The sequence below is a fragment of the Pseudomonas sp. RC4D1 genome, from assembly GCF_018390395.1.
Lineage (GTDB): Bacteria > Pseudomonadota > Gammaproteobacteria > Pseudomonadales > Pseudomonadaceae > Aquipseudomonas > Aquipseudomonas danubii.
On sequence record NZ_JAHBAW010000001.1, the window covers coordinates 2,971,193 to 2,986,233 of the forward strand.

Below are 15,041 nucleotides of genomic sequence, written 5' to 3' on the forward strand. Positions count from 1 at the left end.
GGTACTGTTGTAGTAGGGCCACCCTAGTCAGGGTAGTTTTTTCTCTCACTTTTGTTGAGCTAGTCTGTGTATTGCATTGAGTGGTTCAACAAAAGTGTAAGTCTCTCAAAAACACCATTACGTCATGATGCTTTGAGAAAACATATCCTTGAATGTTATCACCCAGGCTATCAATTGCGATTTCTGAAAATTCAGCGCCCTTCTTTGTAGAGAAGAAAATCTCAATTTCAGCAACTTCCGAGCCACCAAATTTTTTGCGAGTTTTCATAGCCACTCTTTCTGATTGCCTCGTCGAAAAAGTCCGTATCGTTTTCCTTGCATAGTTCCACCAGAACATCCCTCCGAGAGTGGTATCGTTAACCTTTCCAAGTATGTGCAGTCAAGTTGATTCTCCTTTGATACAAATATCTGTTTTGTTTGCCTCTGTTGATTGTGCCATCTACGGGCCTGTTGTTCTGGAGGCGGTCTATCCTGCCGTGAAGCATCCCCCAGTTCGCCGAGGCTTTCTGTCGTCAGCTCCAGCGAAGCCGTTACATCTGTTGTAACTCATCCAACGGGATCGTCAGTAGCCGCATTGAGTGCGTTCAGCCCTGAACGTCAACAAAATTGGCGACGACGAAAAAAAACCATAGGAAAAATCACTTATCCCCCTCCCGCCGACGGGCTCTGCGTCCCTTTTTTGTGCAAAGTCAGGAGGTGTTGCAAACCAAGCCCCCGCCCAGGCCCGCCGCGAGGTCTGTGGGGCGTTAGGCGATTGCACAGGGTGCAACGCTTTGCAGAGAAATGTCATGCGCTTGCACGACACGCTGCGACGCCTCGGGTAAAGCCGCGAATCTGAGAGCCCCGACCGGCTTGGGCGAACACTTGAAAAACACGGGAATTACCCTGCTTTTAAAACCGGAGCTGCTCCAAAAACTGCTTAACTGGCCGAATGTATTGGAACGAAGCAAAAGCTACGAAAGGCAGGACGGCCGCAGCTTGTAGCCAACTACAGAGACGGCGGAGAGTTTCAAAGCGCTTCACTGTACTCCTGCAGTGGTAGACGTCCACATTACGTCCACACCTGCGGCGGAAAAGTGGCCCACATATCCCTAAATATCATTTGAAAACATAGTGATATCGGATAGCACCAGACATATCAGGCCGTATTTACGGGCTCATAATCCTTTGGTCCACGGTTCAAGTCCGTGTGGGCCCACCAAATTGAAAGCCGCGTGATACGCGGCTTTTTTGTGCCCGCAGGTTTTGCCTGGCATCAGGACATGGCGCGCTTCGCGCAGTCTTTTCCAGCATCACCCAGGACCGAAGTACCTGGCGTGCGCTGATGAAAAAGCCGCGCAGTGCGCGGCTTTTTTAGAGTGCCGTGACGCGGTGGCTATTTAGGCAGCGCGTAGGCAATCACATAATCGCCACGGTCCGTCGACTGACGAGCACCGCCTGCCGTAAGCAGGATGTACTGGCGCCCGGTCTTGGGCGAAACGTATGTCATCGGCCCCGACTGACTACCGACCGGCAAGCGCGCCTTCCAGATTTCGTTGCCATTGCCGGTATCGAAGGCCCGCAGGTAGAAGTCCTGGGTGCCGGCGAAGAACAACAGGCCGGATTGGGTCGCCAGGGAAGCGCCCAGGGTCGGCATGCCGATAGGAATCGGCAAGTGCATGCGAATCCCCAGCGGACCTGTGTCCTGCACAGTGCCCACTGGCACCTGCCACACCAACTTCCTGGTCTTCAGATCAATGGCCGACATGGTGCCGAACGGCGGCTTCTGACAAGGAATGCCAACAGCCGAGAGGAAACGCTGGCGCATGGCACCGAACGGCGTGCCTTCCTGGGGCACTACGCCCATTTCGATACCACTGGCACCGGCAGCGATCTGATCCCGAGGGATCATGTAGTTGGCCAGGCCCAGACGCATGTCGTTGACGAACATGTAGTGGCTCGTGGGGTCCACCGACACGCTGCCCCAGTTCATGCCTCCCAGGGAGCCTGGGAACTGCAGTGCGTGATCCAACCCGGGCGGGGTGTACACACCTTCATGGCGCATGCCCTTGAACTGAATGCGGCACATCAGTTGGTCGAAGGGCGTTGCGCCCCACATATCGGATTCGGTCAGGGTCTGGTTGCCAATGGATGGCATCTCCACCGAGAACGGCTGGGTCGGCGAGTAACGCTCACCCGGCACATTGCCCTGGGGCACCGGCCGCTCTTCCACCCGAGCAATGGGTTTGCCGGTCTCGCGGTTGAGCACGAAGATCTCGCCCTGCTTGGTGACTTGCGCCAGCGCCGGCTGCACGCCGCCCTTGTCGTCCGGGATGTCGTACAGCAGCGGCTGCGCCGGCAGGTCGAAATCCCAGAGGTCGTGGTGGGTGGTCTGGAAGTGCCAGCGCACCTGGCCGGTCTTCACATCAAGGGCGACAACCGAGGAGCTCCACTGGTCATCGAACTCGCTGCGCTGACCGCCGAAAAAATCCGGCGTGGCGTTGCCGGTGGGCAGGTACACCAGGCCCAGCTTGGCGTCATAGGACATCGCCGACCAGACGTTCGGGGTGCCACGGGTGTAGGTTTCACCCGCTGGCGGACGCTTGGTGGTGGCCGGGTTGCCCGGGTCCCAGGCCCACATCAGTTCACCATTGCGCACATCGAAGGCACGCACCACGCCCGGTGGTTCGCCCGTGGAGAAGTTATCCGCCACCCGGCCGCCGACGATGACCACGGTACCGGCCACCAGGGGAGTCGAGGTTTGCTGGTAGTAGCCCGGCTTGATCTCGCCCATGTCGGTTTTCAGATCGACCGTGCCCTGGAGGCCGAAGTCTTCACAGGGCTTGCCGGTTTCAGCATCGAGTGCAATCAGCCGCGCATCACCGGTCGGCAGGAACAGGCGCCTGGTGCAAGCCGCAGGAGCAGCGGCAGGCGCCGAGGACTGGCTTACCGGGACCGCCGAGGCGTCGAAATAGCCCAAGCCACGGCAACGCTGCCAGTTGGGCGCGTAACCTTTGGGGTCGAACTTCCAGCGCTCGGCGCCGGTGTCGGCGTCCAGGGCGAACACCTTGCCGTAGGCGGTGCAGGTGTAGACGGTATCGCCGATCTGCAGCGGGGTGTTCTGGTCTTCGGCACCGGCACCGTTGCTTTCAGGCAAGTCACCGGTGCGAAAGGTCCAGGCCACTTGCAATTGGCCGATATTGCCCTTGTTGATCTGGTCCAGGGCGGCAAAACGGTTACCCGCTGTGGTGTTGCCCCAATGGGCCCAGTCTTTCTGTTCAGTGCCCGGTGCCACTGGCTGGATCGCCGGCACCTTGTCCGCCTTGACCACATGGGTCGGCACGAACATGTAGGCCAGGGTCGCCACTACGCCAACGCCCAGCAGCCCCGCCAAGCCATAGGCCCCACGCCCGGGGCGAGCACCGGAGGCGCGCACCAGGGTCGGGTAGATCAGCGCCACCACCAGGCCGATCACGGCAAAGGTCAGCACCCGCGAAACCAGCGGCCAGTATTCCAGGCCCGCATCCCAGACCGCCCAGATCGCAGTCAGCACCAAGGCCACGCCGTACAGCCTTGCACCACGGGGATTCGCCCGGGCGATCAGCACGCCGGACACCAGCATCGCCAGGCCCATCAACAAGAAGTAGGCGCTGCCTCCCAGGCTCAGGAGATAGCCACCGCCCCCCGCCAGGCCGAGCCCGATCAGGGCAATCAGAACGCCCAGCCCCATCAGGAGCCATCGGCTGCCGGTGGCAGCCCCCGTGTTTTTCATGTCAAACCTCTGCCATCTGTAAAACCAGGTCGCGAGAATGTACTAACTGGTTACTTATGACAACTTGTCGCAGGCTATTTGTTTCAAAAAAAGTCCCGATCGCCAAAGATCAGTCCCCGATCCGAACAGACAATCGGCAGCAGCAGCCAGGGTTTGCCCGAGGCTGTAACATGCTCGCTCCCTCGATAGCCGTGCTGGAGCCCATCTTGTCCGATAGCCGCCCTCCCGTTCTTGATGAAGTCGACCGTCAGTTGATCGCCGCCCTGCAGATCAACGCCCGCGAGAGCGTGGCCATGCTGGCCCGGCAGTTGGGTATCGCCCGCACCACCGTGACCTCGCGCCTGGCGCGCCTGGAAAAGACCCGGGTCATCACCGGCTATGGCGTGCGCCTGGGCCAGAGGGTGGTCGACGGCGGCTTGCAGGCGTATGTGGGGATCAAAGTCCAGCCGCGCTCCGGCAAGGAAGTGCTGCGCCGCCTGAGTGGCATGGCTCAGGTCCAGCAACTGTGCGCGGTGAGCGGTGAGTTCGATTACGTGGCCTGGCTGCGCACCGATTCGCCGGAACAGCTGGACCAGTTGCTGGACCAGATCGGCAGCGTTGACGGCGTGGAAAAGACCACCACCTCGATCATCCTCAGCAGCAAGATTGATCGCGGGCATGCGCTCTGACGCGCCGCAGCCGATAGCACTCCGCCGTCAATCTGAATCATCTGTTCGTCATATTGATAAATAACTATGCATAACGACGACAGTTTGCGTCTTATTTACGTGTTTCACCCTCTCTAGAATGGCTGCCATCTTTTCCTATACTCAGCACTCTGCTGAGCCGCCCGCCAAGGTCAGCCATGAACAAGAACAATCGCCATCCTGCAGACGGTAAGAAGCCGATCACCATTTTCGGCCCGGATTTCCCTTTCGCCTTCGACGACTGGATTGAGCATCCCGCCGGCCTGGGCAGCATTCCCCAAGCCCAGCACGGCACCGAAGTGGCGATTGTCGGCGCCGGTATCGCCGGGCTGGTGGCCGCCTACGAACTGATGAAGCTGGGCCTCAAGCCGGTGGTCTATGAAGCGTCGAAGATGGGCGGCCGCCTGCGCTCCCAGGCCTTCGAAGGCGCCGAAGGGATCATCGCCGAGCTGGGCGGCATGCGCTTTCCGGTGTCGTCCACGGCCTTCTATCACTACGTCGACAAGCTCGGCCTTGAAACCAAGCCCTTCCCCAACCCGCTGACCCCGGCTTCGGGCAGCACGGTCATCGATCTGGAAGGCCAGACACACTACGCCCAGAAACTGGCTGACCTGCCGGCCTTGTTCCAGGAAGTCGCCGACGCCTGGGCCGACGCCCTGGAGGACGGCTCGCGCTTCAGCGAGATCCAGCAAGCCATTCGCGACCGCGATGTGCCGCGCCTCAAGGAGTTGTGGAACACCCTGGTGCCACTGTGGGACGACCGCACGTTCTACGACTTCGTCGCCACCTCCAAGGCCTTCGCCAAGCTGTCGTTCCACCACCGTGAAGTGTTCGGCCAGGTGGGCTTCGGCACCGGCGGCTGGGACTCGGACTTCCCCAACTCGATGCTGGAAATCTTCCGCGTGGTGATGACCAACTGCGACGACCACCAGCATCTGGTGGTGGGCGGCGTCGAGCAGGTGCCCCTGGGCATCTGGCGCCACGTACCCGAGCGTTGCGCCCACTGGCCGACCGGCACCAGCCTCAGCTCGCTGCACAACGGTGCACCACGCACCGGGGTCAAGCGCATTGCCCGGGCCGCCGACGGCCGCTTCAGTGTCACCGACAATTGGGGCGATACCCGGGAATACGCGGCCGTGCTGACCACCTGCCAGAGCTGGCTGCTGACCACCCAGATCGAATGCGAGGAGTCGCTGTTCTCGCAGAAGATGTGGATGGCCCTGGACCGCACCCGCTACATGCAATCGTCGAAGACCTTCGTCATGGTCGACCGGCCATTCTGGAAGGACAAGGACCCGGAAACCGGCCGCGACCTGATGAGCATGACCCTCACCGACCGCCTGACCCGCGGCACCTACCTGTTCGATAACGGCGACGACAAGCCGGGGGTGATCTGCCTGTCCTACTCGTGGATGAGCGATGCCCTGAAGATGCTCCCGCAGCCCGTGGAAAAGCGCGTGAAACTGGCCCTGGACGCACTGAAGAAGATCTACCCCAAAGTAGACATCGCCAGCCGCATCATCGGCGATCCGATCACCGTGTCCTGGGAAGCCGATCCGCACTTCCTCGGCGCCTTCAAGGGCGCGCTGCCGGGCCACTACCGCTACAACCAGCGGATGTACGCGCACTTCATGCAGGAAGACATGCCTGCCGAACAGCGCGGCATTTTCATCGCAGGTGACGATGTGTCTTGGACCCCGGCCTGGGTCGAGGGCGCGGTGCAAACGTCGCTCAATGCCGTGTGGGGGATCATGAAACACTTCGGCGGCGCTACCCATGCCGAGAACCCGGGGCCAGGGGATGTGTTCCATGAGATCGGGCCTATCGCCCTGGCGGATTGAACAATACTGACCGCGGCTGCAGCGAATACCGGCGAGAGCTCCTTGGGGGCTCGGCGCCGGACCGTACGCCGAACGCGAGACATCGGCTACAGTGCCCGGTCAGCCAGTCAGAGGAGTGAGGACCATGCGTGTCGCCCTGTATCAGTGCCCGCCATTGCCGTTGGACGTGACGGCCAATCTGCAACGCCTGCATCAGGTGGCCATGGAGGCCACCGATGCCGATCTGCTGGTGCTGCCGGAAATGTTCCTCAGCGGCTACAACATCGGTGTGGAAGCCGTCGGCGCTCTGGCCGAGGCCCAGGATGGCCCCTCGGCCCAGCACATCGCCGCTATCGCTCAAGCGGCGGGTACGGCGATTCTCTACGGCTACCCGGAACGCAGCGCCGACGGGCAGATCTACAACGCCGTGCAACTGATCGACGCCCACGGCCAGCGCCTGTGCAACTACCGCAAGACCCATCTGTTCGGTGACCTAGATCACTCGATGTTCAGCGCCGGCGCGGATGACTTCCCCCTGGTGGAGCTCAACGGTTGGAAGCTCGGTTTCCTGATCTGCTACGACATCGAGTTTCCGGAGAACGCCCGGCGCCTGGCCCTGGCAGGTGCCGAGCTGATCCTGGTGCCGACGGCGAACATGATTCCCTACGACTTCGTCGCCGATGTGACCATTCGCGCCAGGGCCTTCGAGAACCAGTGTTACGTGGCCTACGCCAACTACTGCGGCCGGGAAGATCAGATCCGCTACTGCGGCCAGAGCAGCATCGCCGCCCCCGATGGCAGCCGGATCGCCCTGGCCGGACTGGACGAGGCCCTGATCATCGGCACCCTGGATCGTCAGCTGATGCACGAGTCCCAGGCACTGAACCACTATCTTGCCGATCGCCGTCCCGAGCTTTACGACGACCTGAGCAAGCGCTGATCCGGGGATATCCGCTAGCATGGGCGCTTCTCTGTTCTGGAAGTGCTCATGCCCGCGCTGAACCACCCTCTGCCTCACGTGGAAACCCTGGCCAACGGCCTGCGGGTGTCCTTGCGTCATGCCCCTCACTTGAAACGTTGCGCCGCCGCACTGCGGGTATCGGCCGGCAGCCACGATGTACCACTGACCTGGCCGGGGCTGGCGCACTTCCTGGAGCACCTGCTGTTTCTCGGCACCGAGCGTTTTCCCGCCGAACAGGGATTGATGGCCTATGTGCGGGGCCAGGGAGGACAACTGAACGCCAAGACCTGTGAGCGCGCGACCGAGTTCTTTTTCGAGCTGCCGGTCAGCGCCCTGGCCGGTGGCCTGGAGCGTCTGTGCGACATGCTCGCCCGACCGCGGATGAGTCTTGAAGACCAGCGTCGGGAGCGCGAAGTGCTGCATGCGGAGTTTATCGCCTGGTCCCGGGATGGGGCGGCGCAACGCCAGTTCGCGCTGTTCGATGGCCTGTCCGCTGCTCACCCGCTGCGGGCCTTCCATGCTGGCAACCGCTACAGCCTCAACCTGCCCAGCCAGGCTTTTCAGCAAGCGCTGCAGCAATTTCACCAAGACTTTTACCAAGCCGGGCAAATGACCCTGAGCCTTGCCGGGCCACAGTCTCTGGAAGAACTCCGCGCCCTGGCCGCACGCTATGGTGCAGATCTGCCCAAGGGCAAGCGCCTTGAGCAGAGCGTGCCTCCTGCGCTGTCGACTACCGGCATCGGCACTTATCAACAGCTCGATGCTCACCGTCTGGACCTGCTGTTCACCCTCGAACAGCTGCCCGAGGGCGCAGCGCCAGCACTGGACTTTCTCTGCACCTGGCTGCAATCGGCCAAGCCGGGCGGGCTGCTTGCCGGACTCCAGCAACGCCAATTGGCCCAGAGCCTCAAGGCACAGACGCTGTACGAGTTTGCCGGTCAGGCCTTGTTGCATCTGCAATTGAACCTGAGCACAACAGAGGCGACGGCCCCGGCCCAGGTCCGCGAACTGCTGGCAGATTGGCTGGGTTTCTTCAGCGCCCAGGACGATTGGCCAGCGCTGCGAACAGAATATGCCTTGCTGCAACAACGCCAGCTGCAGGTCGGCAGCGCCCTGGAGTTGGCCCAGCGGGACAGCCGGCAGACCGTCGGCGAGCTGGATGCGCAAGGACTCGAGGCCCTCAGGGTGCTGCTCGCACAGTTGCAACCGCAGGCTGTGGATAACTTCAGCAACGAGTGGCGCCTGCCACCGAGTAACCCTTTTCTGCGCAGCACCGCTGAAGCACCGCGGGCAGGACTGATTCGCGGGCAGACCAGCGCGCATCGAGGACTACGCACCTTCGCCCAGGATCGCTTGCGAAGCCGGCGAGAGAGCTCGGCGTTGAACATCAGCCAGGCCCTGCCTGCGGATAGCCGCGAAGGGACCTTGATTCTGCGCTGGCGCCTGGCTTCACCCGCCCCAGCTGGTGTGCACGAGCGCCTCCTGCATAGCCTGGCGCCCTTGCGCAGCGATGCGGGTGAGGCTGGAGTAGCACTGAGCTTCACCACCAGTGGCGCCGATTGGTTGCTGAAACTCAGTGGCCTGCAGCAACCCATGCCCGCAGTGCTGCAGCAGGCGCTGAAGCAACTGAACCAGCCCGCCGAATCGTTCTGGCTGCAGAGCGCAGCTACGACAGACGATGCCCCCTTGATGCCGATCCGTCAGTTGCTCAAGGCCTTCAGCGAGCAACCACAACCCGGCGAGCTGACAGTTGCACAGCCTCAATCCCTGCAAGCCCTGTGGGCTGGTGCTCGATGGGACGGCCTGGCCTTGGCGCTGTCAGCCGGCACTCAGGAAGCCCTTGGCCAAGCGCTGCAAAAGATGCCGGGAACAGCAGATACGTCCCTGTGCCAACCCTCACCGCCAGACACCGCCCATCGTTGGCAGACGTACCCCGGGGCATCCAGCGAACAGGCCCTGCTGCTGTTCTGCCCAACGCCCGGCACCCGCCTTGCCGATGAAGCGGCCTGGCGCCTGCTGGGCCAACTCTGCCAAACGCCGTTCTATCAGCGCCTGCGGGTGGAGTTGCAGTTGGGTTACGCGGTGTTCAGCGCCATACGCCAACGCAATGGCCAGACCGGCCTGCTGTTCGGCGTGCAATCGCCCAAGGCGACGCTCACGGAAATACTTCAGCACCTGGAACAATTCCTCCAGCAGTTGCCGGAACAGCTGCAGGCGCTCGACGAGCCGCTCTGGAACGAACAGCGACAGGCTCTGGCTCAACAGTTCCAAGCCTCGCTCCTGCCCCTGGAGCAAGCCGCTGAACTGCTGTGGCAGGCGAAACTGGCCGGCCATCCGTCGGATTACCTGGAGCGGCTGCACGACAGCATCCTGGCCCTCACGCCCTCAGCCGTGACCCAGGCCGCCATGGCCCTGCATTCGGCGACAGGCGGCTGGACAGTACTGGCCAACGGGCCTTGCCCAGGAGCGCCCTGGCAAGCGGCAGAATGATCATTACCGGTGCTGCAACGAGCTTTCTTCAGAATTGCGGGCAACCTTTTGTGGGAATTTAGTAAGATAGCCCCCTAAGCATCTGAACATCTCCCGCCGGAGGTGGACTATATGTATAGGCAATACCCGTCCCACCCACCTCAAAGGAGCATTTTTATGACCTGGTCCAAACCTGCTTACACCGACCTGCGTATCGGCTTCGAAGTCACCATGTACTTCGCCAGCCGCTGATTTCTGCCTCTGGCCAGAAAACGCAGCGCAACGCCTCGGTCCGTCCGGGGCGTTTTTATTTTCAGTTCTACGTCTTTTTTCCCTGGGAGCGTCCATGTTTGTCCAGATTCTAGGTTCCGCCGCCGGCGGTGGTTTTCCGCAGTGGAACTGCAACTGCGTGAACTGCGCAGGGTTTCGCGACGGCAGCCTGCGGGCCCAGGCTCGTACCCAGTCGTCCATCGCGATTTCCGATGACGGGGTGAACTGGGTACTGTGCAATGCCTCCCCGGACATCCGCGCCCAACTGCAGGGTTTTGCCCCCATGCAACCGGGCCGTGCACTGCGCGACAGCGGGATCAGCGCCATCATCCTCATGGACAGCCAGATCGATCACACCACCGGCCTGCTCAGCCTGCGCGAAGGCTGCCCGCATCAGGTCTGGTGCACCGACATGGTCCACGAAGACCTGAGCACCGGTTTCCCTCTGTTCAAGATGCTCAGCCACTGGAACGGCGGCCTGAACTGGAACCGCATCGAGCTCGACCAGAGCTTCACGGTTCCGGCCTGCCCCAACCTGCGCTTCACCCCACTGCCTTTGCGCAGTGCTGCACCGCCCTATTCGCCCCATCGTTTCGATCCGCACCCAGGCGACAACATCGGCCTGATCGTCGAAGACCTGCGCAGCGGCGGTAAGCTCTTCTACGCGCCGGGCCTGGGCAAGGTGGACGCGCCGCTGCTGGAGATCATGTCCGCCAGCGACTGCCTGCTGCTGGACGGCACCCTGTGGGAAGACGATGAAATGCAGCGCCGTGGCGTCGGTACCCGCACCGGCCGGGAAATGGGCCACCTGGCCCAGAACGGCCCGGGAGGCATGCTCGAAGTGCTGGAACAGCTGCCCCGCCAGCGCAAGGTGCTGATCCACATTAACAACACCAACCCGATCCTCGACGAAGACTCCGCCGAACGTGCCGAACTGGTACGCCGAAAGGTGGAAGTGGCTTACGACGGAATGAGTATTGAGCTGTAGGCCGTATCGCCCACAAGCTCGACCCAAGAGCCTTGGCCCCTTTGCGTAGGGGCGGGCTTGCCCGCGAAAGGGCAGCCCCCCCGGAGAACACACATGACCGACACCCCGCTGTCACCCGCCGAATTCGAGCAGGCGCTGCGCGCCAAGGGCGCCTACTACCACATCCATCACCCCTATCACGTGGCGATGTATGAAGGCCGGGCAAGCCGCGAACAGATCCAGGGCTGGGTCGCCAACCGCTTCTACTACCAGGTGAACATCCCCATGAAGGATGCGGCGATCCTCGCCAACTGCCCGGACCGGGACATTCGCCGCGAGTGGATCCAGCGCCTGCTGGACCATGACGGTGCCCCGGGTGAAGACGGTGGTATCGAAGCCTGGCTGCGCCTGGGCCAGGCCGTGGGCCTGGACCCGGACCAACTGCGCTCCCAGGAGCTGGTGCTGCCCGGCGTACGTTTTGCCGTGGACGCTTACGTCAACTTCGCCCGCCGCGCCAGCTGGCAGGAAGCCGCCAGCAGCTCGCTGACCGAACTGTTCGCCCCGCAGATCCACCAATCGCGCCTGGACAGCTGGCCCCAGCACTATCCCTGGATCGACCCGACCGGCTACGAGTACTTCCGCACCCGCCTGGGCCAGGCCCGGCGCGATGTGGAACACGGTCTGGCCATCACCCTGCAGCACTACACCACCCGTGCCGGTCAGGAACGCATGCTGGAAATTCTCCAGTTCAAACTGGACATCCTTTGGAGCATGCTCGACGCCATGAGCATGGCCTATGAATTGAACCGCCCGCCCTATCACAGCGTCACCGATCAGCGGGTCTGGCATAAGGGGATCACCCTATGAGTTTCGACCGCAGCAAAACCCCACGCTGGCGTCCCGGCTACCGCTTCCAGTACGAGCCGGCACAAAAAGGCCATGTATTGCTCTACCCGGAAGGCATGATCAAGCTCAATGACAGCGCCGCTCTGATTGGCGGCCTGATCGACGGCGAGCGTGACGTGGCGGCGATCATCCAGGCGTTGGAAGTACAGTTCCCCGGAGTGGCCGAGCTCGGTGACGATATCGAGCAGTTCATGGAGGTCGCCCGTGCCCAGCACTGGATCGAACTCGGCTGAGTCGGTGTCGCTGCCCGACAAACCGGACGTCGGCCTGCCACTGTGGCTGCTGGCCGAGCTGACTTATCGCTGCCCACTGCAATGCCCCTACTGCTCCAATCCCCTGGACTTTGCCGAGCAGGGCAAGGAGCTGAGCACCGAACAATGGATCAAGGTATTCCGTGAAGCGCGGGAGATGGGCGCGGCGCAGTTGGGCTTCTCCGGCGGCGAACCGCTGGTGCGCCAGGACCTCGCCGAGTTGATCGGCGAGGCGCGCAAGCTGGGCTTCTATACCAACTTGATCACCTCCGGCATCGGCCTGACCGAGCAGAAGATCAGCGACTTCAAGAAAGCCGGCCTGGACCATATCCAGATCAGCTTCCAGGCCAGCGACGAGCAAGTGAACAACCTGCTGGCCGGCTCCAAGAAAGCCTTCGCCCAGAAGCTGGAGATGGCCCGCGCGGTCAAGGCTCACGGCTATCCGATGGTGCTGAACTTCGTCACCCACCGGCACAACATCGACAAGATCGACCGCATCATCGAGCTGTGCATCGCCCTGGAAGCCGACTTCGTCGAACTCGCCACCTGTCAGTTCTACGGCTGGGCCCAGCTCAACCGCGTCGGCCTGCTGCCCACCCGGGAGCAACTGGTGCGCGCGGAACGCATCACCAACCAATACCGCGCCAAGCTGGAAGCCCAAGGGCATCCCTGCAAGCTGATTTTCGTCACTCCGGACTACTACGAAGAACGCCCCAAGGCCTGCATGAACGGCTGGGGCAGTATCTTCCTCACCGTCACCCCGGACGGCACCGCCCTGCCCTGTCACGGCGCGCGGCAAATGCCGGTGCAGTTCCCCAATGTGCGCGACCACAGCATGCAGCACATCTGGTACGACTCCTTCGGCTTCAACCGCTTTCGCGGTTACGATTGGATGCCGGAGCCATGCCGCTCCTGCGACGAGAAAGAAAAGGACTTCGGCGGCTGCCGCTGCCAAGCCTTTATGCTCACGGGGGACGCCAGCAATGCCGACCCGGTGTGCAGTAAATCGGAACACCACGGGATGATTCTCAAGGCCCGCGAAGAATCCGAAACGGCCACCCAAACCATTGAACAACTGGCCTTTCGCAATGAACGAAACTCACGCCTCATCGCCAAGGGTTGAGCCCTTCAGCGCCAACCAGGCCACCACCGCCGGGATCGATTTTGCCGAGCTGCAACTGACACCCCATGGGGTGTTCTGGAATGAATACCGTCCTGCGGACGCCAGCTGCCGGATCTGGCATTGGCAGCAAGGCCAGGCCCGCTGCCTGACGCCGCCGGGGTTCAGCGTCCGCAGCCGCGTCTACGAATACGGCGGAGGTGCCTTCTGCCTCAGCGGCGACGTCCTGCTGTTCGTCAATGAAGCGGACCAGCAACTGTATCGGCAGGCCCTGAAAGACGGTGCGCCAGTGGCACTGACCCGGGGCGACTGCCGCTACGGGGACCTGCACGCGCACGCCGATCAAGTACTGGCCGTGGAAGAGTGCGCCAACGAGCACCGGCTGGTGGCCATCGACATCCACAGCGGCCAGCGCCGCCTGCTCGCCGCCGGGGCAGACTTCTATGCCGCGCCGACCTTGAGCCCCAATGGCCAACGCCTGGCCTGGATCGAATGGGATCGCCCCCATCAGCCCTGGACCAGCACTCGCCTGATGCTCGCCGAACGCCTGGCCGACGGCACCTGGGGCGATCCCCATTGCATGGCGGGCGATGGCCAGGAAGAGTCACTGCAGCAACCGCGCTTCGATCAGCACAACCGATTCTATTGCCTCACGGATCGCCAGGGTTTCTGGCAACCCTGGGCCGAGTCGGACAGCGGCTTGCGCCCGCTGCCCTGTGCTGCAGCTGATCATGCCCCGGCCCCCTGGCAGTTGGGGTGTCGCACCTGGATGCCCCTTGGTGGGGACTCCTGGTTCGGCAGCTGGACCGAGGAAGGGTTTGGCCGTCTCGGACTGCGTCACGCCGACGGTTCGCAACAGGACTTCAGCGGCAACTACAGCCGCTTTCGCGGCTTGGCGCTGGATCAGCACTACCTGTACTGCATTGCGGCGTCCCCCGTCAGTCCCTCGGCCATCCTTGCCATCGAACGTGAAACCCAGCAGGTGCAGGTGTTGGCCGGCGGTATCGCGCCGCTACCGACGGAGCGCATCAGCCGACCACAAACCCTGTGCTATCCCAGTGGCGAAGGACAGGCCCATGGCTTCTTCTACCCGGCCATGAATGGGGTCAACCGACCGCCTCTGGTGGTGTTCATTCACGGCGGTCCCACCTCCGCCTGCTATCCGATCCTGGACCCGCGTATCCAGTTCTGGACCCAGCGCGGCTTTGCCGTGGCCGACCTGAACTACCGGGGCAGCACCGGTTATGGCCGGGCCTATCGCCAGGCCCTGCATCAGCGCTGGGGCGAAGTAGACGTGGAAGATGCCTGTGCGGTGGTCTCCTATCTGGACCAACAAGGGCTGATCGACCCAAGACTGGCGTTCATCCGTGGCGGCAGCGCCGGAGGCTACACCACCCTCTGCGCCCTGGCCTTCGCCAAGGTCTTCTGTGCCGGCGCCAGCCTGTACGGGGTCAGCGATCCCATTGCCCTGACCCGCTCCACGCACAAGTTCGAGGGGGATTATCTGGACTGGCTGATTGGCGATCCAGAGCAGGACAACGAGCGCTATCTGGCGCGCACGCCACTGCTGTACGCCAGCAACATCAGCGTGCCCGTGGTGTTTTTCCAGGGTGAGTTGGACGCCGTGGTGGTGCCCCAGCAGACCCGCGACATGCTCAAAGCGCTCCAGGATCAGGGCATTGCTGCCGAGGCCCACTATTACCCGGATGAACGCCACGGCTTTCGCAAGGCGGACAATCAGGCCCACGCGCTGGAACAGGAATGGCGGTTTTATCAGAAGGTGCTGCAAGCGCAATGCTAAGCGGGTGCTGCCCGTTCCGTTGGAACGGGCAGCTTGGAT

At 62.2% G+C, this 15,041-nt stretch carries 12 protein-coding genes; 10 read left to right on the top strand and 2 right to left on the bottom strand.

Annotation, left to right across the window (positions count from 1 at the left end; all coding sequences use genetic code 11):
* Positions 1 to 85: 85 nt before the first annotated feature.
* Both KHO49_RS13810 and KHO49_RS13815 read right to left on the bottom strand, forming a co-directional pair.
* The gene (locus tag KHO49_RS13810; RefSeq protein ID WP_213665165.1) at positions 86 to 268 is read right to left on the bottom strand and encodes a hypothetical protein; all 183 of its coding nucleotides are present in this window, start codon (positions 266 to 268) and stop codon (positions 86 to 88) included.
* 1,107 nt (positions 269 to 1,375) lie between these two features.
* Positions 1,376 to 3,751 carry a glucose/quinate/shikimate family membrane-bound PQQ-dependent dehydrogenase gene (locus KHO49_RS13815; RefSeq protein ID WP_213665166.1) on the bottom strand — a complete coding sequence of 792 codons (2,376 nt, stop codon included), beginning with the start codon at positions 3,749 to 3,751 and terminating at the stop codon, positions 1,376 to 1,378.
* A gap of 206 nt (positions 3,752 to 3,957) precedes the next feature.
* On the opposite strand from KHO49_RS13815, the gene KHO49_RS13820 reads away from it, so the two are divergent.
* The 10 genes from KHO49_RS13820 (at position 3,958) to KHO49_RS13865 (ending at position 15,002) form a co-directional block, all read left to right on the top strand.
* Positions 3,958 to 4,419: an Lrp/AsnC family transcriptional regulator gene (locus KHO49_RS13820; RefSeq protein ID WP_011063845.1), complete on the top strand. Its 462-nt coding sequence runs from the start codon at positions 3,958 to 3,960 to the stop codon at positions 4,417 to 4,419.
* Between the two features lie 176 nt (positions 4,420 to 4,595).
* Entirely contained in the window at positions 4,596 to 6,278 is a 1,683-nt protein-coding gene (locus tag KHO49_RS13825; protein WP_102881048.1) for a flavin monoamine oxidase family protein, read from the top strand.
* A gap of 124 nt (positions 6,279 to 6,402) precedes the next feature.
* Positions 6,403 to 7,197 (top strand): carbon-nitrogen hydrolase family protein, encoded by a 795-nt coding sequence (locus tag KHO49_RS13830; RefSeq protein WP_102881049.1) that lies wholly within the window; start codon positions 6,403 to 6,405, stop codon positions 7,195 to 7,197.
* A gap of 48 nt (positions 7,198 to 7,245) precedes the next feature.
* Entirely contained in the window at positions 7,246 to 9,708 is a 2,463-nt protein-coding gene (gene pqqF, locus KHO49_RS13835) for a pyrroloquinoline quinone biosynthesis protein PqqF (RefSeq protein WP_213665167.1), read from the top strand.
* Between the two features lie 156 nt (positions 9,709 to 9,864).
* Complete coding sequence (gene pqqA, locus KHO49_RS13840; RefSeq protein ID WP_003194766.1) at positions 9,865 to 9,939, top strand: pyrroloquinoline quinone precursor peptide PqqA; 75 nt, start codon at positions 9,865 to 9,867, stop codon at positions 9,937 to 9,939.
* Positions 9,940 to 10,033: 94 nt separating this feature from the next.
* Complete coding sequence (pqqB, locus tag KHO49_RS13845; protein WP_102881051.1) at positions 10,034 to 10,945, top strand: pyrroloquinoline quinone biosynthesis protein PqqB; 912 nt, start codon at positions 10,034 to 10,036, stop codon at positions 10,943 to 10,945.
* A gap of 93 nt (positions 10,946 to 11,038) precedes the next feature.
* Positions 11,039 to 11,791 carry a pyrroloquinoline-quinone synthase PqqC gene (gene pqqC / locus KHO49_RS13850; RefSeq protein WP_102861940.1) on the top strand — a complete coding sequence of 251 codons (753 nt, stop codon included), beginning with the start codon at positions 11,039 to 11,041 and terminating at the stop codon, positions 11,789 to 11,791.
* Complete coding sequence (gene pqqD / locus KHO49_RS13855) at positions 11,788 to 12,063, top strand: pyrroloquinoline quinone biosynthesis peptide chaperone PqqD (RefSeq protein ID WP_102861941.1); 276 nt, start codon at positions 11,788 to 11,790, stop codon at positions 12,061 to 12,063. The genes pqqC and pqqD overlap by 4 nt, the downstream gene beginning before the upstream one ends.
* Complete coding sequence (pqqE, locus tag KHO49_RS13860) at positions 12,035 to 13,204, top strand: pyrroloquinoline quinone biosynthesis protein PqqE (RefSeq protein WP_102881052.1); 1,170 nt, start codon at positions 12,035 to 12,037, stop codon at positions 13,202 to 13,204. Before pqqD ends, pqqE begins: the two co-directional genes overlap by 29 nt.
* Positions 13,170 to 15,002: a S9 family peptidase gene (locus KHO49_RS13865; RefSeq protein ID WP_213665168.1), complete on the top strand. Its 1,833-nt coding sequence runs from the start codon at positions 13,170 to 13,172 to the stop codon at positions 15,000 to 15,002. The genes pqqE and KHO49_RS13865 overlap by 35 nt, the downstream gene beginning before the upstream one ends.
* The last annotated feature ends 39 nt before the right edge of the window (positions 15,003 to 15,041 follow it).

What these genes read in the sequence shown, in the direction of transcription:
- KHO49_RS13810 (WP_213665165.1), bottom strand. Translation starts at nt 268, where the DNA reads ATGAAAACTCGCAAAAAATTTGGTGGCTCGGAAGTTGCTGAAATTGAG.
- KHO49_RS13815 (WP_213665166.1), bottom strand. Translation starts at nt 3,751, where the DNA reads ATGAAAAACACGGGGGCTGCCACCGGCAGCCGATGGCTCCTGATGGGG.
- KHO49_RS13825 (WP_102881048.1), top strand. Translation starts at nt 4,596, where the DNA reads ATGAACAAGAACAATCGCCATCCTGCAGACGGTAAGAAGCCGATCACC.
- KHO49_RS13830 (WP_102881049.1), top strand. Translation starts at nt 6,403, where the DNA reads ATGCGTGTCGCCCTGTATCAGTGCCCGCCATTGCCGTTGGACGTGACG.
- pqqF (WP_213665167.1), top strand. Translation starts at nt 7,246, where the DNA reads ATGCCCGCGCTGAACCACCCTCTGCCTCACGTGGAAACCCTGGCCAAC.
- pqqB (WP_102881051.1), top strand. Translation starts at nt 10,034, where the DNA reads ATGTTTGTCCAGATTCTAGGTTCCGCCGCCGGCGGTGGTTTTCCGCAG.
- pqqC (WP_102861940.1), top strand. Translation starts at nt 11,039, where the DNA reads ATGACCGACACCCCGCTGTCACCCGCCGAATTCGAGCAGGCGCTGCGC.
- pqqD (WP_102861941.1), top strand. Translation starts at nt 11,788, where the DNA reads ATGAGTTTCGACCGCAGCAAAACCCCACGCTGGCGTCCCGGCTACCGC.
- KHO49_RS13865 (WP_213665168.1), top strand. Translation starts at nt 13,170, where the DNA reads ATGAACGAAACTCACGCCTCATCGCCAAGGGTTGAGCCCTTCAGCGCC.